Annotated in this window: 21 protein-coding genes and 2 pseudogenes; 9 read left to right on the top strand and 14 right to left on the bottom strand. The window is 70.9% G+C overall.

The window, feature by feature from the left end; translation table 11 throughout:
* The first annotated feature begins 113 nt into the window (after window positions 1-113).
* Window positions 114-2,033: a Stk1 family PASTA domain-containing Ser/Thr kinase gene (gene pknB, locus LNW71_RS24655; protein ID WP_250970231.1), complete on the top strand. Its 1,920-nt coding sequence runs from the start codon at window positions 114-116 to the stop codon at window positions 2,031-2,033.
* 63 nt (window positions 2,034-2,096) lie between these two features.
* On the top strand, window positions 2,097-2,954 hold the full coding sequence (locus tag LNW71_RS24650; RefSeq protein WP_250970230.1) for a deoxyribonuclease IV: 858 nt from the start codon (window positions 2,097-2,099) through the stop codon (window positions 2,952-2,954).
* A gap of 31 nt (window positions 2,955-2,985) precedes the next feature.
* On the opposite strand, the gene LNW71_RS24645 is transcribed toward LNW71_RS24650, so the two are convergent.
* Window positions 2,986-3,618, bottom strand: coding sequence for a sulfite oxidase-like oxidoreductase (locus tag LNW71_RS24645; protein WP_250970229.1), 633 nt, complete (start codon window positions 3,616-3,618; stop codon window positions 2,986-2,988).
* 154 nt (window positions 3,619-3,772) lie between these two features.
* Here LNW71_RS24645 and bfr point away from each other — a divergent pair, with 154 nt between their 5' ends.
* Window positions 3,773-4,252: a bacterioferritin gene (gene bfr / locus LNW71_RS24640; protein ID WP_084745461.1), complete on the top strand. Its 480-nt coding sequence runs from the start codon at window positions 3,773-3,775 to the stop codon at window positions 4,250-4,252.
* A gap of 52 nt (window positions 4,253-4,304) precedes the next feature.
* On the opposite strand, the gene LNW71_RS24635 is transcribed toward bfr, so the two are convergent.
* Entirely contained in the window at window positions 4,305-4,613 is a 309-nt protein-coding gene (locus tag LNW71_RS24635) for a (2Fe-2S)-binding protein (RefSeq protein ID WP_250970228.1), read from the bottom strand.
* Window positions 4,614-4,783: 170 nt separating this feature from the next.
* Window positions 4,784-6,130, bottom strand: coding sequence for a class II 3-deoxy-7-phosphoheptulonate synthase (locus LNW71_RS24630; protein WP_250972128.1), 1,347 nt, complete (start codon window positions 6,128-6,130; stop codon window positions 4,784-4,786).
* A 156-nt stretch (window positions 6,131-6,286) separates the two neighbouring features.
* Here LNW71_RS24630 and LNW71_RS24625 point away from each other — a divergent pair, with 156 nt between their 5' ends.
* From LNW71_RS24625 to LNW71_RS24620, 3 genes are all read left to right on the top strand, one after another.
* Entirely contained in the window at window positions 6,287-9,073 is a 2,787-nt protein-coding gene (locus LNW71_RS24625) for an N-acetylmuramoyl-L-alanine amidase (RefSeq protein WP_250970227.1), read from the top strand.
* A 92-nt stretch (window positions 9,074-9,165) separates the two neighbouring features.
* The gene (locus LNW71_RS37035) at window positions 9,166-9,222 is read left to right on the top strand and encodes a trp operon leader peptide (protein WP_073735655.1); all 57 of its coding nucleotides are present in this window, start codon (window positions 9,166-9,168) and stop codon (window positions 9,220-9,222) included.
* Window positions 9,223-9,321: 99 nt separating this feature from the next.
* The gene (locus tag LNW71_RS24620; RefSeq protein WP_250970226.1) at window positions 9,322-11,202 is read left to right on the top strand and encodes an anthranilate synthase family protein; all 1,881 of its coding nucleotides are present in this window, start codon (window positions 9,322-9,324) and stop codon (window positions 11,200-11,202) included.
* A gap of 25 nt (window positions 11,203-11,227) precedes the next feature.
* On the opposite strand, the gene LNW71_RS24615 is transcribed toward LNW71_RS24620, so the two are convergent.
* The 5 genes from LNW71_RS24615 to LNW71_RS24595 form a co-directional block, all read right to left on the bottom strand.
* The gene (locus LNW71_RS24615) at window positions 11,228-12,232 is read right to left on the bottom strand and encodes a 2-hydroxyacid dehydrogenase (protein ID WP_250970225.1); all 1,005 of its coding nucleotides are present in this window, start codon (window positions 12,230-12,232) and stop codon (window positions 11,228-11,230) included.
* A gap of 118 nt (window positions 12,233-12,350) precedes the next feature.
* Window positions 12,351-13,379, bottom strand: coding sequence for a 6-phosphofructokinase (locus LNW71_RS24610; RefSeq protein WP_250970224.1), 1,029 nt, complete (start codon window positions 13,377-13,379; stop codon window positions 12,351-12,353).
* 111 nt (window positions 13,380-13,490) lie between these two features.
* Window positions 13,491-14,189 carry a response regulator transcription factor gene (locus tag LNW71_RS24605; protein WP_250970223.1) on the bottom strand — a complete coding sequence of 233 codons (699 nt, stop codon included), beginning with the start codon at window positions 14,187-14,189 and terminating at the stop codon, window positions 13,491-13,493.
* Window positions 14,186-15,412 (bottom strand): MacS family sensor histidine kinase, encoded by a 1,227-nt coding sequence (macS, locus tag LNW71_RS24600; RefSeq protein WP_250970222.1) that lies wholly within the window; start codon window positions 15,410-15,412, stop codon window positions 14,186-14,188. The genes LNW71_RS24605 and macS overlap by 4 nt, the downstream gene beginning before the upstream one ends.
* A 36-nt stretch (window positions 15,413-15,448) precedes the next feature.
* Window positions 15,449-16,201, bottom strand: a complete 753-nt coding sequence (locus LNW71_RS24595; RefSeq protein ID WP_250972127.1) for a lysophospholipid acyltransferase family protein — start codon at window positions 16,199-16,201, stop codon at window positions 15,449-15,451.
* A gap of 210 nt (window positions 16,202-16,411) precedes the next feature.
* Between LNW71_RS24595 and LNW71_RS24590 the strand changes: the two genes are divergently transcribed.
* Window positions 16,412-17,191 carry a carboxylesterase gene (locus tag LNW71_RS24590; RefSeq protein WP_250970221.1) on the top strand — a complete coding sequence of 260 codons (780 nt, stop codon included), beginning with the start codon at window positions 16,412-16,414 and terminating at the stop codon, window positions 17,189-17,191.
* Window positions 17,184-17,860: pseudogene (locus tag LNW71_RS24585) on the top strand (hypothetical protein). The gene LNW71_RS24590 and the pseudogene LNW71_RS24585 overlap by 8 nt, the downstream one beginning before the upstream one ends.
* 428 nt (window positions 17,861-18,288) lie before the next feature.
* On the opposite strand, the gene LNW71_RS24580 reads toward LNW71_RS24585, so the two are convergent.
* The 6 genes and pseudogenes from LNW71_RS24580 to LNW71_RS24555 form a co-directional block, all read right to left on the bottom strand.
* Window positions 18,289-19,041 (bottom strand): endonuclease/exonuclease/phosphatase family protein, encoded by a 753-nt coding sequence (locus tag LNW71_RS24580; protein ID WP_250970220.1) that lies wholly within the window; start codon window positions 19,039-19,041, stop codon window positions 18,289-18,291.
* A gap of 83 nt (window positions 19,042-19,124) precedes the next feature.
* Window positions 19,125-20,066 (bottom strand): ROK family glucokinase, encoded by a 942-nt coding sequence (locus LNW71_RS24575; RefSeq protein ID WP_250970219.1) that lies wholly within the window; start codon window positions 20,064-20,066, stop codon window positions 19,125-19,127.
* A gap of 73 nt (window positions 20,067-20,139) precedes the next feature.
* A pseudogene (locus tag LNW71_RS24570) lies at window positions 20,140-20,597 on the bottom strand (DUF5304 domain-containing protein).
* A gap of 74 nt (window positions 20,598-20,671) precedes the next feature.
* Entirely contained in the window at window positions 20,672-21,892 is a 1,221-nt protein-coding gene (locus tag LNW71_RS24565) for an ArsA family ATPase (RefSeq protein ID WP_250970218.1), read from the bottom strand.
* A 4-nt stretch (window positions 21,893-21,896) separates the two neighbouring features.
* A complete protein-coding gene (locus LNW71_RS24560) occupies window positions 21,897-22,346 on the bottom strand; it encodes an SRPBCC family protein (protein ID WP_250970217.1) in 450 nt (149 codons plus the stop codon).
* A gap of 135 nt (window positions 22,347-22,481) precedes the next feature.
* Window positions 22,482-23,288: a metallophosphoesterase gene (locus tag LNW71_RS24555; RefSeq protein ID WP_250970216.1), complete on the bottom strand. Its 807-nt coding sequence runs from the start codon at window positions 23,286-23,288 to the stop codon at window positions 22,482-22,484.
* A gap of 278 nt (window positions 23,289-23,566) precedes the next feature.
* Between LNW71_RS24555 and LNW71_RS24550 the strand changes: the two genes are divergently transcribed.
* The gene (locus tag LNW71_RS24550) at window positions 23,567-25,363 is read left to right on the top strand and encodes an AMP-dependent synthetase/ligase (protein ID WP_250970215.1); all 1,797 of its coding nucleotides are present in this window, start codon (window positions 23,567-23,569) and stop codon (window positions 25,361-25,363) included.
* Window positions 25,364-25,409 lie beyond the last annotated feature (46 nt).

The raw sequence follows: 25,409 nt of genomic DNA, 5'->3' as shown, positions 1-25,409 counted from the left end.
CCGGAGTTCCGGACGGCCCGGATCGCGTGTCCCTGTCACGGCTCGGCTGCAGTACGGCTCCGGGATCGCCCCGGCCCGTCGGTCGTGTCCGTGGCGGCTCGTAGACTCGCAGGGTGGATACGACCCTCCAGGACCCTCTCGTCGGGCAGCTGCTCGACGGCCGCTACCGCGTCGATGCCCGCATCGCCGTGGGCGGCATGGCCACGGTCTACCGGGCCATGGACACCCGGCTCGACCGGGTGCTCGCCCTCAAGGTGATGCACCCGGCGCTCGCGACCGACGCCTCGTTCGTCGAGCGCTTCATCCGTGAGGCCAAGTCGGTGGCCGGGCTCGCGCACCCCAACGTGGTCGCGGTCTTCGACCAGGGCGCCCAGGCGCAGTACGTCTACCTGGCGATGGAGTACGTCGCGGGCTGCACGCTGCGGGATGTGCTGCGTGAGCGCGGCGCACTGCAGCCGCGGGCCGCCCTGGACATCCTGGAGCCGGTGCTCGCCGCGCTCGGTGCCGCGCACCGGGCCGGTTTCGTGCACCGGGACATGAAGCCGGAGAACGTGCTGATAGGCGACGACGGGCGGGTCAAGGTCGCCGACTTCGGCCTGGTGCGGGCCGTGGGCGCCGTCACCAACACCACCGGGTCCGTCCTGGGCACCGTCTCGTATCTCGCCCCCGAGCAGATCGAGCACGGCACGGCGGACACCCGCGCCGACGTGTACGCGTGCGGTGTCGTGCTGTACGAGATGCTCACCGGCACCAAGCCGCACACCGGCGACTCCGCCGCCCAGGTCATCTACCAGCATCTGAACGAGGACGTCCCGGCCCCGTCGGCCGCCGTCCCGGGGCTCGCCGGCGAGCTGGACGCCCTGGTGGCGAGCGCCACCGCCCGTGACCCCGAGGTGCGGCCGTTCGACGCGGTGGCGCTGCTGGCCGAGTCGCGCCGGGCCCGCTCCGGTCTCACCGACGCCCAGCTGGACGCCGTACCGCCGCAGGCCCTCACCGAGGTGCGCGACGACGCCGAGGACCGCACGAGCGTGATCCCGCGGGTCCTGCCGCCCGGTCAGGGCACCGCCCACCACACCAGCCGGCTGGAGATGCCCCCGCCGCTGCCGCCACAGCCTCCGGGCCGGCGCGAAGGGCGCCGCGGCGGTCCGCAGCGCGGCATCATCGCCGCCGTCGTCGCCGTGCTGCTGATCCTGGGGGTCGGCGGCGGGGTCTGGTACATCAACTCCGGACAGTTCACCCGGGTCCCCTCGCTGCTGGGCCAGAGCGAGAAGGCGGCCAAGGGGCGGCTCTCGGACGCCGGTCTCGAACTGAAGGGCGTCGAGCGGGCCTACAGCGACACCGTCGACCGCGGCAGGGTGGTCAGCAGCGACCCGAAGTCGGGTGCCCGGATCCGGGGCAACGGCTCGGTGGGACTCGTCGTCTCGCGCGGGCCCGAGATCGTGAAGGTGCCCGATGTCCAGGGCATCAAGCTCCCGGAGGCCAGACGGAAGCTGACGAAGGCGGGCCTGGCGCCCGGCATGATCACCAGGGAGTTCAGCGAGGACAACGCCGCCGGTGAGGTGGTGCGTACGGATCCCGAGGCGGGCGCCGAGCGCCACCCGGACACCGCGGTCGCGATCGTGGTGTCCAAGGGCAGCCCGGTCGATGTCCCCGACGTCACCGGGGAGTCGGTGGACGACGCCACCTCGGAACTGGAGGACGCCGGTCTCAAGGTCACCGTCGCGTCCGGCCGGGTCAATTCCCCGGAGGACGAGGGCAACGTCGCCCGCCAGTCGCTGAAGGAGGGCGCCGAGGCCGCCGAGGGCGACACCATCACGCTGACGGTCTCCAAGGGCCCGCAGCTGATCGACGTCCCCGACGTCACCGGCAAGGACGTCGACGACGCCCGCAGCGAGCTGGAGGAGGCGGGCTTCGAGGTCAAGGTCGACCGCCCGTTCCTCTCGTTCAGCGACACGATCGAGAGCCAGTCCGTCGACGGCGGCGGCCAGGCCCCCGAGGGCAGCACCATCACCATCAAGACCAAGGGACTCTGAGGTCGTCCGTCCGGACCACGCGAGCCCGGCATGATCCGAACGAAACGAAAGGCCCTGGACCCCATGCGCAACCCTGTCGGCGGCCACATCCCGGTGGCGGGCGGCCTCGCCAAGGTCGGCCTGCCCTACGCCCGCGAGATGGGCGCGGAGGCCGTGCAGGTCTTCGTCGCCAATCCGCGCGGCTGGGCGACCCCGGCCGGGAATCCGGCGCAGGACGAGCAGTTCCGCGCCGAGTGCGCCGCCGACTCCATTCCGGCGTACGTACACGCCCCGTATCTGATCAACTTCGGCTCGCACACCGCGGCGACCGTGGAGAAGTCGGTGCAATCGCTGCGCCACTCCCTGCGCCGGGCCCGGGAGATCGGTGCCCTGGGGGTCGTGGTGCACACCGGTTCGGCCACCAACGGCCGCCCCCGCGAGGAGGCGCTGGCGCAGGTGCGCGCCCATATGCGGCCGCTGCTGGACGAGCTGACGCATGACGACGACCCGTTCCTGCTGCTGGAGTCGACCGCCGGTCAGGGGTTCTCGCTCTGTTCACGGACCTGGGACTTCGGTCCGTACTTCGAGGCGCTGGACGCCCACCCGAAGCTCGGCATCTGTCTCGACACCTGCCACATATTCGCGGCGGGACACGACCTGGCCGGTCCCGGCGGCATGAAGGAGACGCTCGACCTGCTGGTGGAGACGGTCGGTGAGGACCGGCTGAAACTGATCCACGCCAACGACTCCAAGGACGTGGCCGGCGCCCACAAGGACCGGCACGAGAACATCGGCGCGGGCCACATCGGCGAGGAGCCGTTCCGGGAGCTGTTCTCCCACCCGGCCACCGAGAGCGTACCGCTGGTCATCGAGACACCGGGCGGCAAGGAGGGCCACGCGGCGGACGTGGCCCGGCTGAAGGAACTGCGCGGCCTGAGCTGACCGGCACGGCGGCGGCGCGGAGCCGGCCGGGTCAGAGTTCGGGGCCGTCCCCGGGCTCCTCCTGGTAGGAGTAGCGCTGTTCCTTCCAGGGATCGCCGATGTTGTGGTACCCGCGCTCCTCCCAGAAGCCGCGGCGATCCGCCGTCATGTACTCGATGCCCCGGACCCACTTGGGGCCCTTCCAGGCGTACAGATGCGGCACCACGAGCCGGAGCGGGAAGCCGTGCTCGGCGGTGAGCAGCTCGCCGCCCTTGTGGGTGGCGAAAACCGCCCGCTCCGAGGCGAAGTCGTCCAGCCTGAGGTTCGAGCTGAATCCGTACTCGGCCCAGACCATCACATGGGTGACCTGGGGTGAGGGTGGCGCGAGTGCCATGACGTCCCGGACGAGGACCCCGCCCCACTCGGCGCCGAGCATGCTGAATTTGGTCACGCAGTGCAGATCGGCGACGACCGAGGAGAACGGCAGCGCCGAGAAGTCCTGGTGGTTCCAGCAGTGCTTCTCGCCGTCGGCCGTGGCCCCGAAGACGCGGAACTCCCAGCGGTCGGGCTTGAACTTGGGCACCGGACCGTAGTGGGTGACCGGCCAGCCACGCTGCAGTCGCTGTCCCGGCGGAAGCTCGGACGGCTCTGGTGCGCTGTGTTCCCGGCTTTCCGGCTGACCCATGACTCCATGGTGACAGACAGGCAGGGGTGGTCATGACCAGCGCAGAGACCTTTCGGGCAACCGCCACTAAGCATGTACTTACTGGACGGCCACCTGGTGCGATGCGAGGATGCGGCCATCTTGCCCAGTTCACCGGTTGGAAGGAGCCTCTGCAATGCAGGGCGACCCCGAGGTCCTCGAGTTTCTGAACGAACAGCTGACCGCCGAATTGACTGCCATCAATCAGTATTTCCTGCACGCGAAAATGCAGGACAACTTCGGCTGGACAAAGCTCGCGAAGTACACGCGCGCCGAGTCGTTCGACGAGATGAAGCACGCCGAGATCCTCACCGACCGGATTCTCTTCCTCGATGGTCTGCCGAACTACCAGCGGCTTTTCCATGTACGCGTGGGCCAGACGGTCACCGAGATGTTCCAGGCGGACCGCCAGGTCGAGGTGGAGGCGATCGACCGCCTCAAGCGCGGCATCGAGCTGATGCGCGCCAAGGGTGACATCACGTCCGCGAACATCTTCGAGTCGATCCTGGCCGACGAGGAACACCACATCGACTATCTCGACACCCAGCTGGAACTGGTCGAGAAGCTCGGCGAGCCGCTCTACATCGCGCAGCTGATCGAGCAGCCCGAGAGCTGACCGGCGCGGACCCGTGCCGGTGGCCGGGCTCGCTCAGGCGACGACGGCTCGCTCAGGCGGCGTCGGGGAGGGCGATCGGCCGCGCGAGAGCGGGGTCGGCGCCGGGCGCGAGGTGCGGTTCCCCCGCAGGAGCGCCGGCCGGCATGAGGCCGTCCACGGTGCCCGGCACCTGCTTCTGCTCCAGCAGTTCACGACGCGGGCAGGCGCCGCGGCCGAGCATCGCCTGGATGGTGCGGACACAGCCGCCGCAGTCGGTCCCCGCCTTGGAGGCGGAGGCTATCTGGCGCGGTGTGCAGGCGCCGGCTTCCGCATGCATCTTGACCTGCTGCTCCGTAATTCCGAAGCACGAGCAGACGTACATGCGGTTCACCTCCCGGCAGGATGAAGATCGTGGCGCCGTCCCGACAATCGGTGAGGCTAACCTAACCTTACCCATCTCTCAAGGCGGCCAAAAGCCCCCGAACGCCCTGTGGGGCACGGATCACATCGATCCGTGCCCCACAGTCGTACGTGTGCTACCAGCGGTGATGCCTACTGATCCCGGTACATCTCGGCGACCAGGAACGCGAGGTCCAGCGACTGGCTGCGGTTGAGCCGCGGGTCGCAGGCCGTCTCGTAACGCTGGTGCAGATCGTCCACGAAGATCTCGTGGCCGCCGCCGACGCACTCGGTGACGTCGTCACCGGTGAGCTCGACGTGGATGCCGCCCGGGTGGGTGCCGAGGCCCTTGTGCACCTCGAAGAAGCCCTTGACCTCGTCCAGCACGTCGTCGAAGCGACGGGTCTTGTGGCCGGACGCGGCCTCGAAGGTGTTGCCGTGCATCGGGTCGGTCACCCAGGCGACGGTGGCGCCGGAGGCGGTGACCTTCTCGACCAGGGCCGGGAGCCGGTCGCGGACCTTGTCGGCGCCCATCCGGACGATGAAGGTCAGCCGGCCGGGCTCGCGCTCGGGGTCGAGACGGTCGATGTAGCCGAGCGCCTCGTCGACGGTGGTCGTCGGTCCGAGCTTGATGCCGATGGGGTTGCGGATCCTGGACGCGAACTCGATGTGCGCGCCGTCCATCTGGCGGGTGCGCTCACCGATCCAGACCATGTGGCCCGAGGTGTCGTACAGCTCGCCGGTGCGCGAGTCGGTGCGGGTCAGCGCCGACTCGTAGTCCAGCAGCAGGCCCTCGTGCGAGGCGTAGAACTCGACGGCCTTGAACTCGGCCGGGTCCGTGCCGCACGCCTTCATGAAGTTCAGCGCGTTGTCGATCTCGCGGGCCAGGGCCTCGTAGCGCTGGCCGGACGGGGACGACTTCACGAAGTCCTGGTTCCAGGCGTGCACCTGGCGCAGGTCGGCGTAACCGCCGGTGGTGAAGGCGCGGACCAGGTTCAGCGTGGAAGCGGATGCGTGGTACATCTGCTTCAGCCGGTCCGGGTCCGGGACGCGCTCGGCCTCGGTGAAGGCGAAGCCGTTGACGGAGTCCCCGCGGTAGGTCGGCAGAGTCACGCCGTCGCGGGTCTCGGTCGACTTGGAGCGGGGCTTGGAGTACTGGCCGGCGATCCGGCCCACCTTGACGACGGGCACGGAGGCCGCGTAGGTGAGGACAGCGCTCATCTGGAGCAGCGTCTTCAGCTTGGCGCGGATGTGCTCGGCGGACACGGCGTCGAAGGCCTCGGCGCAGTCGCCGCCCTGAAGCAGGAACGCCTCGCCCTTGGCGACGGCTCCCATGCGGGCGCGCAGCTGGTCGCACTCGCCGGCGAAGACGAGCGGCGGATACGACGCGAGGTCCGCGAGTACATCGCGCAGCGCCTCGGAGTCGGGGTACTCGGGCTGCTGCGCCGCGGGAAGGTCTCGCCAGGTGTTGCCACCGGCGACGGAGGTATTGGCGTTCACGGTCACGGCTCCCACATTACGGGGTCGTGTCGACTGCTTTACCTGCTGCTCAGTGACTGAGACGGCGACGCGGCGTGGCCAGTGACGGGGAACACAGTGCGGCCTGCTAGCCTCACGACTTTCAGAATTGAACAAGTGGACCACAGGGGTGGGGATTTGAAGCGGAACCATCGCAGGGACGTCAGGAAGAAACGCGTCCTGTACGGAGTGGGGGCGGCCGTCGTGGCGACCGCGACGATCGGCACCGTGGCCATGGCCTCGCAGGACACCACGACCACCGACAGCAAGCCGGCGTCCGCGGCCACCGTGCTGCAGGCGCAGTTCAAGGACGCGGCGCGCGAGTTCGACGTGCCGCAGAGCGTGCTGATGGCGGTCTCGTACCGCCAGACGCTGTGGGAGAGCCACGACGGCGAGCCGAGCACCAGCGGCGCGTACAACGTCATGGGGCTGACCCGGGTGACACCGCAGGACGTCGTCCAGCAGGACGACAAGGAGCGTCTCGCCCACTCCAACGCGAGTGACAGCCCCGAGGTCGAGCGTAAGTTCGATGCCGCCAAGGCGCTGCGCAACCTGCCGAAGGAGGCCGTCGACACGGACGACCCGCGCCTCCACACCCTGGACAAGGCCGCCGGGCTCATCGACGCCGGCACCGACGCGGTCCAGGACAGCACGGAGCAGAGCATCCGCGCGGGTGCGGCGCTGCTTGCCGAGTACCAGCGGCAGGCGACCGACTCTCTGCCGGACAGCCCGGGCGAGTGGTACCCGGCAGTGGCCCGGTACAGCCAGTCCCCGGACAAGAAGGGTGCCGATCTCTTCGCCGAGCGGGTCTTCGAGTCGATCAGGACGGGTGAGCGACAGCTCACCGCGGACGGTCAGCAGGTCACGCTTCCCGCCGCCCCCTCGGTCGAGCCGGTCAAGCCGTCGAAGCTGCCGCTCGCCGCATCGTTCGCGAGCACGACGGCGGCCCCCACACCGGAGTGCCCGTCCGGCCTGAAGTGCAACTTCGTCCCGGCCGAGGATCCGAAGAACGGCACGCGCAACTACAGCCTGGCCAGCAGGCCCGCCGGCGGATTCGACATCCGCCAGATCGTCATCCACGACACCGAGGGCGACTATCAGGGCGCGCTGGAGACCTTCCAGGACTCGGCGCAGGGCGTGAGCACGCACTACTTGATCCGCGCCTCGGACGGTCTGGTCACCCAGATGGTCGAGAACAAGAATCTGGCGTGGCATGCGGGCAACTGGTCGCTGAACATGCACTCCATCGGTGTGGAGCACGAGGGCTTCGCCATCCAGGCCGGTAAGTGGTACACGGAGCCGCAGTACGAGTCCTCCGCGGCTCTGGTGAAGTTCCTGGCGGGCAAGTACGGCATCCCGCTGGACCGAGAGCACATCATCGGCCACGACGAGGTACCCGGACCGCTGGACGGCAATGTCGGCGGCATGCACTGGGACGCGGGCCCGTTCTGGGACTGGAACCACTACATGTCGCTGATGGGCGCCCCGACCGGGGCCGGCGGTGCCGGCGGCCCCGTCAAGGCCGGCCAGGTGGTCCGGGTCGTACCCCCGTTCACCACGGCGAACCAGCCGCCGCTGACGTACGACGGCAAGGCAGTCGCCAAGCAGCCGGCGAACTTCGGCTACCTGTACACCTCGCCCTCGACGACATCGGCGACCATCACCGACCCCTACCTTCCGGGCGTGAAGTCCACTGATGGCCCCAACTGGGCCAACAAGGTCGTCGCGGGCGGCAAGTACGTCGTCGCCGAGGTCAAGGGTGACTGGACCGCCATCTGGTACGGCGGGCAGAAGGCGTGGTTCTCCAACCCGGGCGGCCAGTTCACCGCGCCCGTCGCCGGCCCCGCCCCGGCCGTGGTGAAGCTCAAGGCCGGAGCCACGGCCCGGATCTACGGTCGCTCCTTCCCCGAGGCCTCGGCCTACACCGGAACCGGCGCCACCGCGCCGACGGACAACCCCGACCACCTGTCGAAGTACAAGCTGCCCGCCGGACAGGCGTATGTGAGGGCCGGCAACGATGTCCAGGGTGACGACTACTTCGGCTCGTCGCAGATCCGGGTCGTGGGCAACGATGTCTACACCCCGATCCGCTACAACCACCGCATCGCCTGGGTGAAGGCGAGCGACGTCCAGCAGGCGAGCAGCGTGGTTCCGGATGCCGGGACCGACCGCTACAACGTCATCGCCCGGGACAGCGCCGGCGACGTCTGGCAGTACCAGGGCACCGGCAGCGCGACCTCCCCGTACTACAAGCGCTACAAGGCGGGCTACGGCTGGCAGATCTACAACTCCCTGACCGCGATGACCGCCATGCGGGCCGACGGTACGGGCGATGTCGTGGCGCGGGACAAGGACGGCGTGCTCTGGTACTACCGCGGGAGCGGCAACCCGGACAAGCCCTACCTGGCCCGGCTCAAGGTGGGCAGCGGCTGGACCCAGTACAACGGTCTGTGGGGCATGCGCGACCTCGACGGGGACGGCAAGGCGGACCTGCTCGCCCGCAACAGCTCCGGCGTGATCTATTTCTACAAGGGGACGGGCGACCCGGCGAAGCCCTTCGCGGCCAAGGCCCAGATAGGCACCGGCTGGCAGATCTACGACGTCATCGCTGCGACGGGCGACCTGAACGGTGACGGCAAGGCGGACTTCGTGGCCCGGGACAAGTCCGGTGTGCTGTGGCTCTACACCGGCACCGGAAGCGCGACGGCGCCGTACGCCAAGCGGACCCAGATCGGTTCCGGCTGGGGGGCCTACAAGGACCTGCTCGGCCCGAGCGACCTGAACCGCGACGGCATCGGGGACCTGGTGGCCAGGGACGGCTCCGGCGTCCTCTGGTTCTACCGGGGCACCGGCGACGCGGCGAAGCCCTTCGCCGCCAAGGCGCAGGTCGGCACCGGCTGGCAGATCTACAACTCGCTGATCTGATCCCGGCGGATCAGCTCGCACGACGGGGCCCGTCGCACCCACCCGGGTGCGACGGGCCCCGTCACGCCGGAACGTGGGTTAGGGTTCGGGGCATGTTCGCGCACTCGACCCGTAACTGGTGGTGGACCGCTCATCCGGCGGCCCACTGATCGCGCGTACACACCGACGCAGAGGCCGCCCGAGGGGCGGCCTTTTCTGTGTCCAGGGGCCGTTCCTCCCAGCTGATTCCAGCGGAAGGAACACCGCACATGTCACCGCACAAGATCGTCCAGAGACTCCTCGGCGACGACTGCCCGCCCTTCGCCCTGCTGCGCAGGCGCACGCCAGGCCACGACCACGACACCGTCGAGGTGCTGATCGGCCGGGTGCGGGAGGTGGAGCGGCTCGCCGGCATCCCGGTCGGTGAGCGGCCCTCACTCGCCCTGGTGCCCTTCCGGCAGATCGCCGAGCGCGGCTTCGACGTGCGGGACGACGGGACGCCGCTGGCCGTGCTGGTCGCGGACGAGACGTACGAACTGCGCCTCGACGAGGCGCTGGAGCTGCTCCCCTCCCATGAGGTACGGGTCCGGGACGGCGCGTTCGACGTCGCCGACGAGGAGTACGCGGGCACCGTCCGGCGGGTCATCGAGGACGAGATCGGCCGCGGCGAGGGCGCGAACTTCGTCATCCGGCGCACCTTCCGGGGCGAGATCCCCGGGTTCGCACGGGCGGACGCGCTGGCGCTGTTCCGGCGGCTGCTGGCCGGGGAACGGGGTGCGTACTGGACCTTCGTCGTCCACACCGGGGACCGGACGCTCGTGGGCGCCAGCCCGGAGGTGCATGTGCGGATGTCCGGAGGGACGGTCGTGATGAATCCGATCAGCGGCACCTACCGCTACCCCGCCGAGGGGCCGAGCGCCGAGGGCCTGCTGGCCTTCCTGGGCGACCGCAAGGAGACCGAGGAACTCTCCATGGTGGTCGACGAGGAGCTCAAGATGATGTGCACCGTCGGCGACATGGGCGGGGTGGTGATCGGCCCCCGGCTCAAGGAGATGGCCCATCTCGCACACACGGAGTACGAGTTGCGCGGACGCTCCTCGCTGGATGTGCGCGAGGTACTGAAGGAGACCATGTTCGCGGCGACGGTCACCGGCTCGCCCGTGCAGAACGCCTGCCGGGTCATCGAGCGGTACGAGGCGGGCGGCCGCGGTTACTACGCGGGCGCGCTGGCCCTGTTGCGGCAGGGCCCCGACGGGACGCAGACGCTGGATTCACCGATCCTGATCCGGACCGCCGACATCTCGGCGCAGGGGCAGTTGCGGGTCCCGGTCGGGGCGACGCTGGTGCGCCACTCCGTGCCGGAGAGCGAGGTCGCCGAGACCCACGCGAAGGCGGCCGGCGTACTGACCGCGCTGGGCGTGCTGCCGGGACGGCCGAGTGCCCAGGGCGCGGCGCCGCGGCTGGCCGCCGACCCGCGGGTGCGGGAGGCGCTGGATGCCAGGCGGGGCGGGCTCGCTCCCTTCTGGCTGCGGATGCAGGAGCGCACCGACGAGCTGTCCGGCCATGCGCTGGTGATCGACGGCGAGGACACCTTCACCGCGATGCTGGGGCACCTGCTGCGCGCCTGCGGTCTCGAGGTGTCGGTGCGCCGCTACGACGAGCCGGGGCTGCGCGAGGCCGTTAGGGCGCACGAGGGGCCCGTCGTGCTGGGCCCCGGGCCCGGGAATCCCGGCGATCCGGCCGATCCGAAGATGCGGCTGCTGCGCGCGCTGACCGCTGAGCTGGTCCGGGACCACCGGCACGGGCTGCTGGGGGTGTGCCTGGGCCACGAGCTGATCGCGGCCGAGCTGGGTCTGGAGATCGTCCGCAAGACGGTGCCGTACCAGGGTGCGCAGACCCGGATCGAGCTGTTCGGGCGGCCGGAGATCGTCGGCTTCTACAACAGTTTCACCGCGCGCTGCGAGGACGCCGCGGCCACCGAGCTGGCCGCGCACGGGATCGAGGCGAGCGTGGACGGGGCGACCGGGGAGCTGCACGCGCTTCGCGGGGACGGCTTCGCCTCGGTGCAGTTCCACCCGGAGTCGGTGCTGACGCTGCGCGGGGCGGCGATCGTGGCCGAGCTGCTGGCGGGGCTGCCGGTACGCGGCTGAGGCGGGCGTCCGGGCCCTGCCGGTCTCAGGGCCCGGGCGGGGCCGGGACCAGGACGTTGTCGCTGTGCCGGCGGGCCAGGTAGTCGTCGACGTTCTGGACGGTGGCGTCGATGATCTGGCCCACCGCGTCCTCGGTGTAGTACGCCTGGTGCGAGGTGACGATGACGTTCGGGAAGGTGACGAGCCGGGCCAGGGTGTCGTCGTCGACGCCTTCCAGGGACTTGTCGAGGAAAAAGAGCCCGGCCTCCGCCTCGTACACGTCGAGTCCGACGCCGAGGAACCGGCCGGCCCGCAACTCCGCGACCAGGGCGGTGCTGTCGATGAGTCCGCCCCGGCTGGAGTTGATCAGGATCGCGTCGTGCTTCATGCGGGCCAGGGCCTCCTTACCGATGACGTGGTGGGTCGAGGGCAGCAGCGGGACGTGCAGGCTGATCAGGTCGGACTCGGCGAGGAGCTGCTCCTTGTCGACGTAGCGCATGCCGAGTCCGACGCAGGCGGGGTTCTCGGCGACGTCCCAGCCCAGCAGATTCATGCCGAAGCCATGGGCGATACGGGTGAAGGCCTCGCCGATCTTGCCGGTGCCGAGGACGCCGGCCGTGCGGCCGTGCATGTCGCGGCCGAGGAGCCCGTCGAGCCGGAAGTCGAAGTCGCGGGTGCGGCCCGCGGCCCGGATGACGCGGCGGTTCACCGCCATGGCCAGGGTCCAGGCGAATTCGGCGACCGAGTAGGGCGAGTAGGAGGAGACCCGGGCGACGCGCAGGGCGAGGCGCTCGGCGACGTCCAGGTCGATGTTGTTGAAGCCGGTGGAGCGCTGGGCGATCATCTGGGTGCCGCCGGCCGCGAGGGTCTGCAGGACGCCGCTGCCCAGGTCCGCGTTGACGCTGGTGGAGATGATCTCGTAGCCGGCCGCGATGGGGGCGGTGTCGCGGTTCAGGAAGACGTCCAGACAGCGGACCTCGTGCTTCCCCGCGAAGGCCTTCTCGATCAGCGGCTTCTCGTCGGACTGCACACCGAAGGCCAGGATTTCCACGACGTCTCCCGTGACGGATGCGGGCGGGGCGCGGGACCCGCCCGCGCACCGGGGTGCGGGAGCGGGCCCCGCGGGGCCGGTCATCGCGAATATAAGGCCGTGCCGCCCGGCACGCCGCTCAGCCGAAGAAGACCCCCGCCTCCGCGTAGAGCGCCGGGTCGACGGTCTTGAGCGTGGCGGTCGCCTCCGAGATCGGCACCCGCACGATGTCGGTGCCGCGCAGGGCGACCATCTTCCCGAAGTCCCCGTCGTGCACGGCGTCGATGGCGTGCAGCCCGAACCGGGTGGCGAGCCAGCGGTCGAAGGCGCTGGGCGTGCCGCCGCGCTGGACATGACCGAGGACGGTGGTCCTGGCCTCCTTGCCGGTGCGGCTCTCGATCTCCTTGGCCAGCCATTCGCCGACGCCGGAGAGCCGGACATGGCCGAAGGAGTCGTACGACCCGTCCTTGAGGACCATGTCGCCCTGCGCGGGCATGGCTCCTTCCGCGACCACGACGATCGGGGCGTAGCTCGCCCGGAACCGTGAGGTCACCCAGGCGCAGACCCGGTCGAGGTCGAAGCGCTGTTCCGGGATGAGGATGACGTTGGCGCCGCCGGCCAGGCCCGAGTGGAGTGCGATCCACCCGGCATGGCGGCCCATCACCTCGACGACGAGGACGCGCATGTGGGACTCGGCCGTGGTGTGCAGCCGGTCGATGGCCTCGGTCGCGATGTTGACGGCCGTGTCGAAGCCGAAGGTGTAGTCGGTGCCGGACAGGTCGTTGTCGATGGTCTTCGGGACGCCCACGCAGGGGATGCCGTGCTCCTGCGACAGGGTCGCGGCCACTCCGAGGGTGTCCTCGCCACCGATCGTGACGAGTGCGTCGACCTCGTGCCTGCCGAGGGTGTCCCTGATCCGGCGGACGCCGTGCTCGGCCTTGAGCGGGTTGGTGCGCGAGGAGCCGAGGATGGTGCCGCCGCGCGGCAGGATGCCGCGCACGGCCGGGATGGAGAGCGGGACCGTCACCCCCTCCAGCGCCCCGCGCCAGCCGTCCCGGAACCCGATGAAGTCGTAGTCGTACTCCTGCACGCCCTTGCGGACGAGGGCGCGGATGACCGCGTTGAGCCCGGGGCAGTCGCCGCCCCCGGTCAGTACTCCGACCCGCATGGAAGCATCCCTTCGCCGAAGTGAGCTCGCTCGTCACCACGCTAAGGGTGACCCAGGTCACTTCGGGATGGGTCGGACGGTCAATTCCCGTGCAATGTGCGGGGGTTGGTCTCAGATGTCGTCGAGACCGCGCTCGATGGCGTACCGCACGAGCTCCACCCGGTTGTGCAACTGGAGCTTGCCCAGGGTGTTCTGGACGTGGTTCTGGACGGTGCGGTGCGAGATGACCAGCCGTTCGGCGATCTGCTTGTACGAGAGTCCCTTGGCGACCAGCCGCAGCACCTCGGTCTCCCGGTCGGTGAGCTCCGGGGCCTTCGGCTCGTCGGACGCGACGGGCGCCGGCTCTGAGGCCAGCCTGCGGTACTCGCCGAGCACGAGACCGGCGAGGCCGGGGGTGAAGACGGGGTCGCCGACCGCGGTGGACCGGACCGCCTCGGTAAGCTCCTGGGTGCTCGCCGACTTGAGCAGGTAGCCGGTGGCGCCGGACTTGACGGCCTCCAGCACATCGGCGTGCTCGCCGCTCGCGGAGAGCACCAGGACCCGGAGTCCGGGGTGCGAGCCGACGAGTTCCTTGCAGACCTGGACGCCCGGCATCCCGGGCAGGTTGAGGTCCAGGACGAGGACGTCGGGGGTGACGGCCCCGGCCCGGCGGACGGCCTGCGGGCCGTCTCCCGCGGTCGCGACCACGTCGAAGCCGGCCTCGGCGAGGTCGCGGGCGACCGCGTCGCGCCACATCGGGTGGTCGTCGACCACCATGACCCTGATGGCCCGCTGCTGCCCGTCGTCCTGCTGGTGCTGCTGTGCGCTCATCGCACTGACCCCGCTTTCCCCCGTGAAACCTTCGGAACCTTCAGTTCGACCTCGGTGCCCTGGCCGGGCACGGAGATCAGCTCTGCCGTGCCGCCCAGCTCGGTGAGCCGGCCGCGGATCGACAGGGCGACGCCGAGGCGGCCTTCGCCCTCGGCCTGGGCGAGCCGCCCCTCCGGGATGCCCGGCCCGTCGTCCCGGACCGTCACGATCACCTCGTCCGGCCAGTCCTCGACCAGGATCCAGGCTTGGGCATTCTCCCCCGCGTGCACCCGGACATTGTCCAGCGCGGCGCCGACGGCGGCCGCCAGCTCCCCTGCGGCGGCAGGCGCGAGCAGCACCGGGGCGCCGGGCTCCGCAAAGCTGACCCGGGAGCCGGCGTGCGGGGCGAGCAGTGCGCGCAGATCGGTGTCGCCGGGCGGGGCGGGCTCGTCGTCGTCCACCTCGACGGTGCGCACCACGGCGCCGTCGGCGGCGTCCTCGGAGACCCGGGTGGGCGGCACCAGCCCGCTGGAGACCAGGGTGCGCAGCGCGACCTCCTGCTCCCCGGCCATCCGCCCCAGCTCGGCGGCCTCCCCGCCGAGCGCCGTGCCGCGGCGCTGCACCATCGCGAGGACCTGGAGCACGCTGTCGTGGATGTCGCGGGCCAGCCGTTCGCGTTCCCGGGTGGCGGCCTCGATCTCCAGGGCGCGGGCGAGGGTGCGCTCACTGGCGCGGGCGACCTCGACGACGTAGCCGATCGCGATGGAGGCGACCCAGACCAGCAGGACGTTGTGCAGGGTGTCGCGGCTGGGTTCGGCGCGCTCGACGAGGTTGGCGACGGCGACGAAGGTGGACGCGAAGGCGGCCCAGCGCCAGCCGCCCTTGATCGCGAAGGCCAGCACGGAACCCGCGGTCCAGATCGACGGCAGGGTCGGGCCGTCGACGTGCTGGGCCTGGAAGTCGGCGAGCGGGGTGAGGAGGATGCCGATGAGGGCAAGGGTGAGGTCGGCGCCGAGGAAGCGCTTGGTGCAGGCCACGGCGCCGGCGACCTTCGGCAGGGTGGCGAGCGTCCAGAGGGCCATGACCGTCAGGAAGACGACGGCCACCCAGGGCCGGTCGTACTTGTCGCGTCCGAAGACGGCGAGCAGGACCGCGTAGAGCATCGTCAGGACCCGGTACGCGGTCAGGGCACGCCACAGCGGCTGCTCGACCGACATCCGCACGACCCGCACGCGCTTGGCCATCTTGTTCTCCCCCACCCCCGGCGGACCGCGACGCGCTCAGGCGCCGCCGCTGTCCGCGTCCGACTCGTCCCGCCCACCGGTAGCCGCGGCCTTCTTGGCGGCCTCCGCCCGGTGCTTCGCCTCGTCCGCGAGCTGCCGCTTGGCGGCGGTCGCGTAGATGTCGACGTACTCCTGGCCGGAGAGCTTCATGATCTCGTACATCACCTCGTCGGTGACCGAGCGCAGGATGAAGCGGTCGCCCTCCATGCCGTGGTAGCGGCTGAAGTCGAGCGGCTTGCCGATCCTGATCCCCGGGCGCATCAGCTTGGGCATCACCTGGCCGGGCGGCTGGATCTTCTCCGTGTCGATCATGGCGACGGGGATGACCGGCGCTCCCGTCGCGAGCGCCACCCGGGCGAGCCCGCCGGGCTTGCCGCGGTAGAGGCGGCCGTCGGGCGAGCGGGTGCCCTCCGGGTAGATGCCGAAGAGGCCGCCGCTCTCGATCACCTCGATGCCGGCCTTGATCGCCGCCTCACCGGCGCCGCGGGCGCCCGAGCGGTCGACCGGGACCTGGCCGACGCCCTTGAAGAACGCGGCGGTGAGTTTCCCCTTGACCCCGGGCGCCGTGAAGTACTCCGACTTGGCGATGAAGGTGACCTTGCGGTCCAGGACCGCAGGCAGGAAGAAGGAGTCGGAGAAGGACAGATGGTTGCTTGCGAGGATCGCGGGCCCCCGCTCGGGGATGTTCTCCAGGCCCTCCACCCACGGCCTGAAGGCGAGCTTCAGAGACCCGCCGATGGAGAACTTCATAGCGCCGTAGATCAACTCGGGTGCCTCCTGTGTGCAGTCCGACAGACCTTAACCCGTGCGGCAGCCGCGCTCCCGCCCGGCACGGGCCGGGCACCCCCGGCCCGTGCCGGTGACGGCCCTGGTCGGTGTCGGTCCGGTCGCGTACGGTGAAGTAATCCTTCTGCACTCCCCCTTTCGCTCCCCTTCGAGCCTCACGAACAGGAGACCCCGGTGCCGGTCCTTCCTGGAGCCGAGCCGTTCCGCCACGAGGGCGGAGAGGCCGGCGTCCTCCTCTGTCACGGATTCACCGGTTCCCCGCAGTCGCTGCGCCCCTGGGCCGAGTACCTGGCGGCGCGCGGGCTCACGGTCTCGCTGCCGCTGCTGCCGGGCCACGGCACGCGCTGGGAGGACATGCAGGTGACCGGCTGGCAGGACTGGTACGCGGAGGTGGACCGGGAGCTGCGGGCGCTGCTCGAACGGTGCTCCCAGGTCTTCGTCTTCGGTCTCTCCATGGGAGGCGCGCTCTCGCTGCGGCTCGCGGCCAAGCACGGCGACTCGGTCCGTGGTCTGGTGCTCGTCAATCCGGCCAACAAGGTGCACGGTCTCGCGGCGCACGCGCTGCCGGTCGCCCGCCATCTGGTGCCGACGACGAAGGGGCTGGTGAGCGACATCGCGCTGAAGGGCTCCGAAGAGGTCGGCTACACGCGGGTGCCGCTGCACGCGGCACACTCGGTACGGAAGTTCTTCCGGCTGGTCGACGCCGAACTGCCGCAGGTGACCCAGCCGCTCCTGCTGCTGCACAGCCCGCAGGACCATGTCGTGCCGCCCGCCGACTCGGCCCGGATCCTGAGCCGGGTGTCGTCGACGGACGTCGAGGAGATCCTGCTGGAACAGAGCTACCACGTGGCGACGTTGGACCACGATGCGGAGCGGATCTTCGACGAGAGCTATTCGTTCATCGGCCGCCTCGCTCCGAGCGTCGGGAAGAAGGGGAGCACGTCCGGTGGCTGAGCATGATGCGGATCGCGCGGGCAGCGAGGAGGAGCGCGAACCGCTCCCGGCCGAGGGGGCGGCGGTCCCCGATGACGGCAGCGCGCCGCCGCCCGATGCCCCGGGGATGGCCCGGCCGGCGACGGGGAGCGGCCGGTCGACGAGGACGCCGTCTGGCAGGCGATCGTCGCGGGGTACGGCGACGAGCCGCCGGACCCGCCGGGCGCCAAGCCGTTCCGGTCCATCGAGGATCTCGCGCTGCCGGACGACGGCCCGCTGACCTCCCTGGACCCGGACAAGGGCATCGACAAGCGGCCGCCGAAGCCGCCGGAGAAGCCGCTCGGCAGCTCGGTGGTGTTCGCCCCGGGCGTCGGCGGCCCGCGCGACTACGAGCCGGCGGAGCCCGCCGCCGGCGACAGCGACGACGCGGACGACAGCGGCGAGGGCCATTTCGTGCCGCCGGAGCCGCCGCCGCTGCCGGAGGCCGACGTCACGGCGAAGTTCGCCTGGCTCGCGGTGGTCGGCGGACCGGTCCTGCTGCTGCTCGCGGTGCTGCTGCAGTGGGAGATGACCTGGTGGCTGACGACGGTCTGCGTCGGCGGCTTCCTGGGCGGTTTCGTGACGCTGGTGGCGCGGATGGAGCACGACGACGAGGACGGCGACGACCCCGGCCGCGGCGCGGTGGTCTGAGCGGGTCCCCTGCGGGGTGGCCGCGGGTGTGCTCGCCCCGGTCCGGGACGCGGGGCCCCCTGCGGGGTGGCCGCGGGTGTGCTTGCCCCGGTCCGGGGCGAGCGGTTCCGTCCTCAAACGCCGGACGGGCTTGATTGGTGCGGGTGCTCCGTGTTGCGGAGGCGCGGATCCCCGGTGGGTGGGGGTCCGGGGTCCCTCCGGGGCGTCTCCTCAGACGCCGAACGTTCGGCGGGTACGCAGCGGACCCGGGTCGATGTTCGTCGTCCTGCGGGGACTCCCCTGCACGCCCCCGGACCCGCCCGTCTCACATCTGCAACAGTCGCTGGGCCGGTGTGCAGGCGCGCCCGCACCCGGCGGAGGACCCGCACATCTCAAGCCCGTCCGGCGTTTGAGGACGGAACCCCGAGCCGCAGGGGACCCGCACCCCGCTAGGGGCCCGGCACCCGCAGCGCGGCCAGCACCGGCAGGTGGTCGGTGGCGGCCCGCAGATCGGCCTCGGTGACTCCGGGCAGCCCGGACGGGACACCGCAGCCGAGCACCTCGATCCCGCCGGTCGCGAAGACCGCGTCGAGCCGCTTGCGCGGGTCGTGCGGCGGGAAGGTGTACTCCCCGCCCCGGGGACGTACCGCCCAGCAGTCCTGGAGCCGCCCGGCCAGCCGCCGGAAGGCCCGCCCGCTCGGTACGTCGTTGAGGTCACCGGCCACGACGACGTGTTCCACGCCCATCGCGTCCACCTTGTCGAGCAGCAGCTCCGCCTGGGCGAGGCGTTCTTCGCGCTGGAGGCTCAGGTGGCAGCTCAGCACCCCTAGCCGGGTGCCCGCGATCCGGACCACCGCGGTGGCGAAGCCCCTGCGGTGCAGCCCGGGGGTGAGCGGCAGCAGGACGTCCTCGGTGCGTTCCACCGTGGCACGCAGTGAGCAGAGCAGCAGCGGGCCTGCCGCGGTGGCGCCGCCGCCGAGAATCACCAGACCGGTGCCGGCGGCGAGCCGGGCGGCGCGCTTGCGCCAGCGGAAGAAGCGCGGGGCCTCCTGGACGAGGACCAGATCGGGTGCGCAGGCGCGGATGACGCGGGCCAGTGCCTCGCAGTCGTCGCGCATCGACCGGACGTTGTAGCTGAGCACTCTGATGACGGCCGAGCCGTCCTGCTCGGTACGGGAGTCGGGCAGCGACATCATGGCCATGGCGTTCACGATACGGCGGACGCCCGCCGCTCCCCGGGAGGGGCGCGGCGGGCGTCCGGAACGTCCGTCGATGCCTGGGTGGATCAGCCCTGGCGGGCCAGGTCCGCCGCACCCACCAGCCCGGCCTTGCCGCCCAGTTGGGCCGCGAGCACCTGGGCGTGCGGGCGCCACTCGCCGCCGATCAGCCAGCGCCGGAACGACTTGCGGATCGGGTCGAGGACCAACTCGCCCTCGTCCGAGACCCCGCCGCCGACGATGAAGGCGGACGGGTCGAAGAGGGAGGCGAGGTCGGCCAGTCCGGCACCGGCCCAGCGGGCCAGCTCACGGAACGAGTCGACGGCCACCGGGCAGCCCTGCCGGGCCGCCTCACTGATGTGCTTGCCCTCGATGCCCTCGACCGTGCCGTCGCCGAGCGTCAGCAGGATCGTGGCGTTCTCGGGGGTGGCGTTGGCCCGCTGCTTCGCGTACCGGACGAGTGCCCGCCCGGAGGCGTACTGCTCCCAGCAGCCCTGGCTGCCGCAGCCGCAGAGCAGACCGTCCGGGACGACCCGGATGTGGCCGAACTCGGCGGCCACGCCGAAGCGTCCACGGCGCAGCTTGTTGCCGATGATGATGCCGCCGCCCAGGCCCGTGCCGAGGGTGATGCAGATGACGTCCTCGTGGCCCTGGCCGGCGCCGAAGCGGTATTCGCCCCAGGCCGCCGCGTTGGCGTCGTTCTCGACGACCACGGGGAGGCCGACGCGCTGTTCGACCTTGTCCTTGAGCGGCTCGTGCCGCCAGTTGATGTTCGGTGCGAACAGCACCGTGGCACGCTTGTCGTCGACGTATCCGGCCGCGCCGATGCCGACCGCCTCGACCGGGTGCCCCTCGCTCGCGCCGGACACCGCCGCCGCGATCGCGTCCACGATGCCTTCGGCCGTCGGCGGGGTCGGCACCTTGAAGGTCGAGAGGATGTGGCCCTCTTCGTCGACCACTCCAGCTGCGATCTTCGTGCCGCCGATATCGACGCCGATGGTGAGTCCCATGAATCCCTCAGTTTCGGTCGAGCCCCGCTGGGGCAACCGTACCCGAGGCCGGGCCCCGCCCTGTCGGTGCCGGTCAGTCCAGGTCGATGTGTTCGCCGGTGCCGGGCCCCTCATCGCGGGGGTCGGTGGCGTCGTCCACCTTCTTTTCGGTGCCTGCGGGGTCCCCGCACCCTGGGTCCATCGGCGTTCCTGCCCCTCGACGGCGGAGCGGTAGGCGGCGAGCAGTTCACTGCCGGCGGCGGCGATGTGGTCGAAAACGTCCGGATTGCGCTCGATGACGGGCTCGACGGCGGACTTCGCCTGCCGGATGACCTGCTGCACGGCGCCCTGGGCCGCCATGCCGAGCAGCGGGGACTGCAGGGAGGCGACCTTGTCGGCCACGGCGTCCACCAGCTTGCGCAGCTCCTCGGCGGCGGAGCCGGGCGGCGGGCCGTTCTCGGCGCGGCGACGGGCCTTCTCGGCGGCGAGATCCTCGGCGCAGGCCTGCGCCCACGCGTCGTCGTCGACGGGACGATCGGTGGCTTCGCTCATGGCGGACTCCTGCGACGTGGGTGGCGCAATACGGGACACGTACGTACGACGTTACCCGAACGGTGGTACGCCGTTCAGCTCGTCCTGGGCCACAGCGCCGGGTCCGGCGTGAACCGGACACGCAGTACGCCGTCGGTGAGCGCCGCTCCGGAGACGGTGCAGCGGCGCAGCGCGGACTCCAGAGGCACGATGCGGTGGAAGGGACCGACGGTGAGGAGGAGTTCGTTGCCGCGGCGGACCAGCTGGAGGTCCTTCTTGACGGCTCCGGGCAGCCGCAGGCACCAGATCAGTATGCCGTCGGCCCCGTCCGGGGCCTCCGGCGCGCCGGACTCCTCGATCCACCAGGGGTCCTCGGCCCGTCCGCCGTCGGGGCCGGCCACGGGCGCGGCCGGCCTGTCGTCCCCGCCGGTGAGGCCGATGAGGTCGTCGGGGCCCTGCGGGTCGCGGCCCAGGTGCGCCACTTGCACCGTCGGGGCTTCGGGGGCCCACTCCTCGCGCCAGCCGTCCAGGCACTTCTCCTGCTGCGCGGCGAGCGCGGCGAACCAGGGGTCGGGCGAGTGCCGGGGCAGCACCCGGTTGGCCACCACCGCGTCGACGCGCAGCCCGTGCAGGGCCAGTCCGGTCCGGGCGGTGCGCAGCGCGTCCTCGGCGGCCGGGCCCGGTTCGACGACGAGCCGGAGCGTGGTGGCGCGGTTCTCGATGAGTGCCTGCACTCCCGCCAGTTCGGCGTCGCGCCGGGCGGCGGCCTCGTACAGCCACTGTGCGGGCATGGGCACGCCGGCCAGCTGGGCGAGCATCGGGCGCAGGGCCCGCGCGGCCTGGCGCTCCTGGGGCAGCAGCCGGCGCAGGTAGCGGCGCAGCTGTTCGGGCAGCGCCAGTACGGCGAGGGCTTCGCGCAGCGGTGGCAGGTCGACGACCAGGAGGTCGTAGCCGTTGCGGGACCAGTCGCCCTGTGCGGCGCGGCGCAGGGTGTGCAGGAGGGCGAGCTGGTCGCTGCCGGGGAGTTCGGTCAGCTCCTCGCCGTCCAGCCGGTTGCCGCCGAGCAGGCCGAGCACACCGGACAGCTGGTCCTGCAGGGCGAGGAGTTCGCCGCGGAAGTGCGCGCCGGAGTCGATCCGCACGGACCACAGGGCATCGGCGACCTGTGCGGGTTCGGTGTCCGAGGGGAAGCCGGGGACGGCGTCCGCCGAGATCAGCAGGGTGCGGGCGGCCTGCCGGGAACCGGCCAGTGCGGTCGCCGCCGCGACGGTGGTACGGCCGGCGCCGCCGGGCCCGGTGACCAGGACCGTACGCACCGGATCAGGCCTTCGGGACGGACTCGACGCGCTTCTTCAGGCCGGCCAGGGCGCGGTCGATGATGACCTTCTCCGCCTTGCGCTTGATCATGCCGAGCATCGGGATCTTGACGTCCACGGTCAGCCGGTAGGTGACCTCGGTGCGATCGCCGTCGCCGAGCGGGGCCAGTGCATAGGAGCCGTCGATGGCGCGCAGCATCTGGGACTTGACCAGGGTCCAGCTGACCTCGTAGTCGCCGATCCAGGTGTACGCCAGGGTGTGGTCGTCCTTGATCGCTCCGGCGTCCAGCACGAGGCGCACCTTGTCGGCGCGGCCGCGGTCGTCGGTGCCGAGCACCTCGGCCTCCTTGACCTCCCCGGTCCATTCCGGATAGCGGTCGAAGTCGGCGATCACGCCCATGACGTCGGCCGGTGCCGCCTCGATCGTGATGCTCGAGCTGGTGTGTTCAGCCATCGCTGTGGCCCTCCAGTGCGGTGTACCGGTCGGTCGGCAGAGACCTGCCGCCAGAAGGCTATCGCGTGTGCGCCGCGCCTCGGCCCAGGGCCTGCCGGGATGCCGGGTGCGGCCGCGGTGCCCGGCCCGGCCCGGTCACCACTCCAGCGCCCAGGGCTTGCCGGTCGAGGCGAAGTGCCCGACGTTCACGCACTCGGTGACGCCGATCCGCATCCGGCGGACCAGGGGCTGGTGGACGTGGCCGAACACGGAGTAGCGGGGGCGGGTACGGCGGATGGCGTCGAGCAGGGCCCGGCTGCCGCGCTCGAAGCGGCGCGCCACGGTGTCGTACGTCAACTCCGGTACGTCGGGCGGGATGTGGGTGCAGAGGACGTCGACCGGGCCGACCGCCTCGATCTTGGCGGCGTACTCCTCGTCGCTGATCTCGTACGGGGTGCGCATCGGGGTCTGCAGCCCGCCGCCGACGAAACCGAAGACGCGGCCGCCGATCTCGACGCGTTCGCCGTCCAGGACCTTGGTACCGGGTCCGGCGTACTCGGGCCACAGGCCGGGGATGTCGACGTTGCCGTAGGTGGCGTACGTCGGGGTGGGCAGGGCGGCGAACATCTCGGCGTACTGCTTGCGCACCGCGGCGACGATCGCGGCGTTGCGGTCCACACCCGCCCACAGGTCGCGGCCCAGCTCCCGGGCCTCCTCGAACCGCCGCTCGGTGCGCAGGGCGACGATCCGGTCGGCGTTCTCCACCCCGAAGAGCTCCGGGAAGATGCCGCGGGAGTGGTCGGCGTAGTCGAGGAAGAGCACCAGGTCACCGAGACAGACGAGGGCGTCGGCGCCGTCCCCGGCGCGGGCCAGCGCCTCGGTGTTCCCGTGCACGTCACTGACCACGTGGATTCGGGTGCGCCGCTCGGCGGCGGTCCCCCGGCTGTTCGGTCCGGCTCGCATGACGATCACCCTAGAACTCCGGCGTCCACCTGGGTAGAGGCCACCGGACCTGCGGTTACTTCCAACGGCCGACAGAGGTGCACTACTGTGCGGATAAGGACCACCGATATGTGTGACGCATAAGACATCTGGCCGGAACCCCCTATCCGGAACCGAGTACCGGTGGGTAACGTCCGGGCAGTCCAGTCGTGCTCACCCCACTGAGCAACGCCATCTTGGACCGCAGCCGGTGCGTCACACAGAGCCGTGGCACCGGAGCCCGATGAGGAGCAGCAGTCTTGCGCGAGTTCAGCCTTCCGGCCCTGTACGAGGTCCCCTCGGACGGCAACCTGACGGATCTCATCCGCCGCAATGCCGCTCAGCATCCCGAGGTAGCGGTGATGAGCCGCAAAGTGGCAGGCGTCTGGACGGACGTCACCGCCACGCAGTTCCTGGCCGAGGTCAGAGCCGCCGCCAAGGGACTGATCGCCGCGGGTGTCGAGCCCGGCGACCGGGTCGCCCTGATGTCCCGCACCCGCTACGAGTGGGTGCAGCTGGACTTCGCGATCTGGAGCGCCGGCGCGGTCACCGTGCCGGTGTACGAGACCAGCTCCGCCGAACAGGTCCAGTGGATCCTCGGCGACTCCGGAGCGGTCGCCGTCCTGGTGGAGAGCGACGCGCACGCCGAGGCCGTGGCCTCCGTACGCAACGCACTGCCGGAGCTGCGCCACGTCTGGCAGATCGACAAGGGCGCGGTCGACTCGCTCACCGCATCGGGTGCGGCGGTCTCCGAGGAGACCGTGGACCTGCGCAGCGTGAGCGCGAAGGCCGACGACCCGGCCACCATCGTCTACACCTCGGGCACCACCGGACGCCCCAAGGGCTGTGTGCTGACGCACCGCAGCTTCTTCGCGGAGTGCGGCAACGTGGTGGAGCGGCTCAAGCCCCTCTTCCGTACCGGCGAGTGCTCGGTCCTGCTCTTCCTGCCCGCCGCGCACGTCTTCGGACGGCTGGTCGAGGTCGCCTCGGTGATGGCCCCGATCAAGCTCGGCTGCGTACCGGACATCAAGAACCTCACCGACGAACTGGCCTCGTTCCGGCCGACCCTGATCCTCGGGGTGCCGCGGGTCTTCGAGAAGGTCTACAACTCGGCGCGCGCCAAGGCCCAGGCCGACGGCAAGGGCAAGATCTTCGACAAGGCCGCGAACACGGCGATCGCCTACAGCCGCGCGCTGGGCACCCCGCAGGGGCCGTCCGTGGGCCTCAAGTTCAAGCACAAGGTGTTCGACCGGCTGGTCTACAGCAAGCTGCGGGCCGTGCTCGGCGGCCGCGGCGAGTACGCGATCTCCGGCGGCGCGCCGCTCGGTGAGCGGCTCGGGCACTTCTACCGCGGTATCGGCTTCACCGTCCTGGAGGGCTACGGCCTGACCGAGACGTGCGCGGCCACCGCCTTCAACCCGTGGGACCGCCAGAAGATCGGCACGGTCGGCCAGCCGCTGCCCGGCTCCGTCGTGCGGATCGCCGACGACGGCGAGGTGCTGCTGCACGGCGAGCACCTGTTCTCCGGCTACTGGAAGAACGAGACGGCGACCGCCGAGGCGCTGGCCGACGGCTGGTTCCACACCGGCGACATCGGCACCCTCGACGAGGACGGCTACCTCGCGATCACCGGCCGCAAGAAGGAGATCATCGTCACGGCGGGCGGCAAGAACGTCGCTCCCGCCGTCATCGAGGACCGCATCCGCGGGCACGCGCTGGTGGCGGAGTGCATGGTGGTCGGCGACGGACGCCCGTTCGTGGGCGCGCTGGTGACGCTGGACGAGGAGTTCCTGGGCCACTGGGCCGAGGAGCACGGCAAGCCGGTCGGCTCGACGGCCCTGTCGCTGCGCGACGACGCGGAGCTGCTGGCCGAGGTGCAGCGCGCGATCGACGACGGCAACGCCGCGGTGTCCAAGGCCGAGTCGGTCCGGAAGTTCCGCATCCTGGCCGCCCAGTTCACCGAGGAGGCGGGCCACATCACGCCGTCGCTGAAGCTGAAGCGGAATGTGGTGGCGAAGGACTTCGCGGACGAGGTCGAGTCGATCTACCGCGCCTGATCCGGACAGCCGGAAGGGGCCCGCACACCTGGTGTGCGGGCCCCTT

Source organism: Streptomyces sp. RKAG290 (assembly GCF_023701695.1).
Lineage (GTDB): Bacteria > Actinomycetota > Actinomycetes > Streptomycetales > Streptomycetaceae > Streptomyces.
Note: the sequence above shows the minus strand (reverse complement) of the source record. Positions and strands in the feature narration are given on the sequence as shown.

Coding starts and splice junctions, on each gene's coding strand:
- LNW71_RS24635 (WP_250970228.1), bottom strand. CDS start 4,613: ATGTACGTCTGCTCGTGCTTCGGAATTACGGAGCAGCAGGTCAAGATG.
- LNW71_RS24645 (WP_250970229.1), bottom strand. CDS start 3,618: ATGGGTCAGCCGGAAAGCCGGGAACACAGCGCACCAGAGCCGTCCGAG.
- macS (WP_250970222.1), bottom strand. CDS start 15,412: ATGGCCAAGCGCGTGCGGGTCGTGCGGATGTCGGTCGAGCAGCCGCTG.
- bfr (WP_084745461.1), top strand. CDS start 3,773: ATGCAGGGCGACCCCGAGGTCCTCGAGTTTCTGAACGAACAGCTGACC.
- LNW71_RS24650 (WP_250970230.1), top strand. CDS start 2,097: ATGCGCAACCCTGTCGGCGGCCACATCCCGGTGGCGGGCGGCCTCGCC.
- LNW71_RS24560 (WP_250970217.1), bottom strand. CDS start 22,346: ATGGCTGAACACACCAGCTCGAGCATCACGATCGAGGCGGCACCGGCC.
- LNW71_RS24575 (WP_250970219.1), bottom strand. CDS start 20,066: ATGGGACTCACCATCGGCGTCGATATCGGCGGCACGAAGATCGCAGCT.
- LNW71_RS24620 (WP_250970226.1), top strand. CDS start 9,322: ATGTCACCGCACAAGATCGTCCAGAGACTCCTCGGCGACGACTGCCCG.
- LNW71_RS24610 (WP_250970224.1), bottom strand. CDS start 13,379: ATGCGGGTCGGAGTACTGACCGGGGGCGGCGACTGCCCCGGGCTCAAC.
- LNW71_RS24605 (WP_250970223.1), bottom strand. CDS start 14,189: ATGAGCGCACAGCAGCACCAGCAGGACGACGGGCAGCAGCGGGCCATC.
- LNW71_RS24580 (WP_250970220.1), bottom strand. CDS start 19,041: ATGGCCATGATGTCGCTGCCCGACTCCCGTACCGAGCAGGACGGCTCG.
- LNW71_RS24595 (WP_250972127.1), bottom strand. CDS start 16,201: ATGAAGTTCTCCATCGGCGGGTCTCTGAAGCTCGCCTTCAGGCCGTGG.
- LNW71_RS24555 (WP_250970216.1), bottom strand. CDS start 23,288: ATGCGAGCCGGACCGAACAGCCGGGGGACCGCCGCCGAGCGGCGCACC.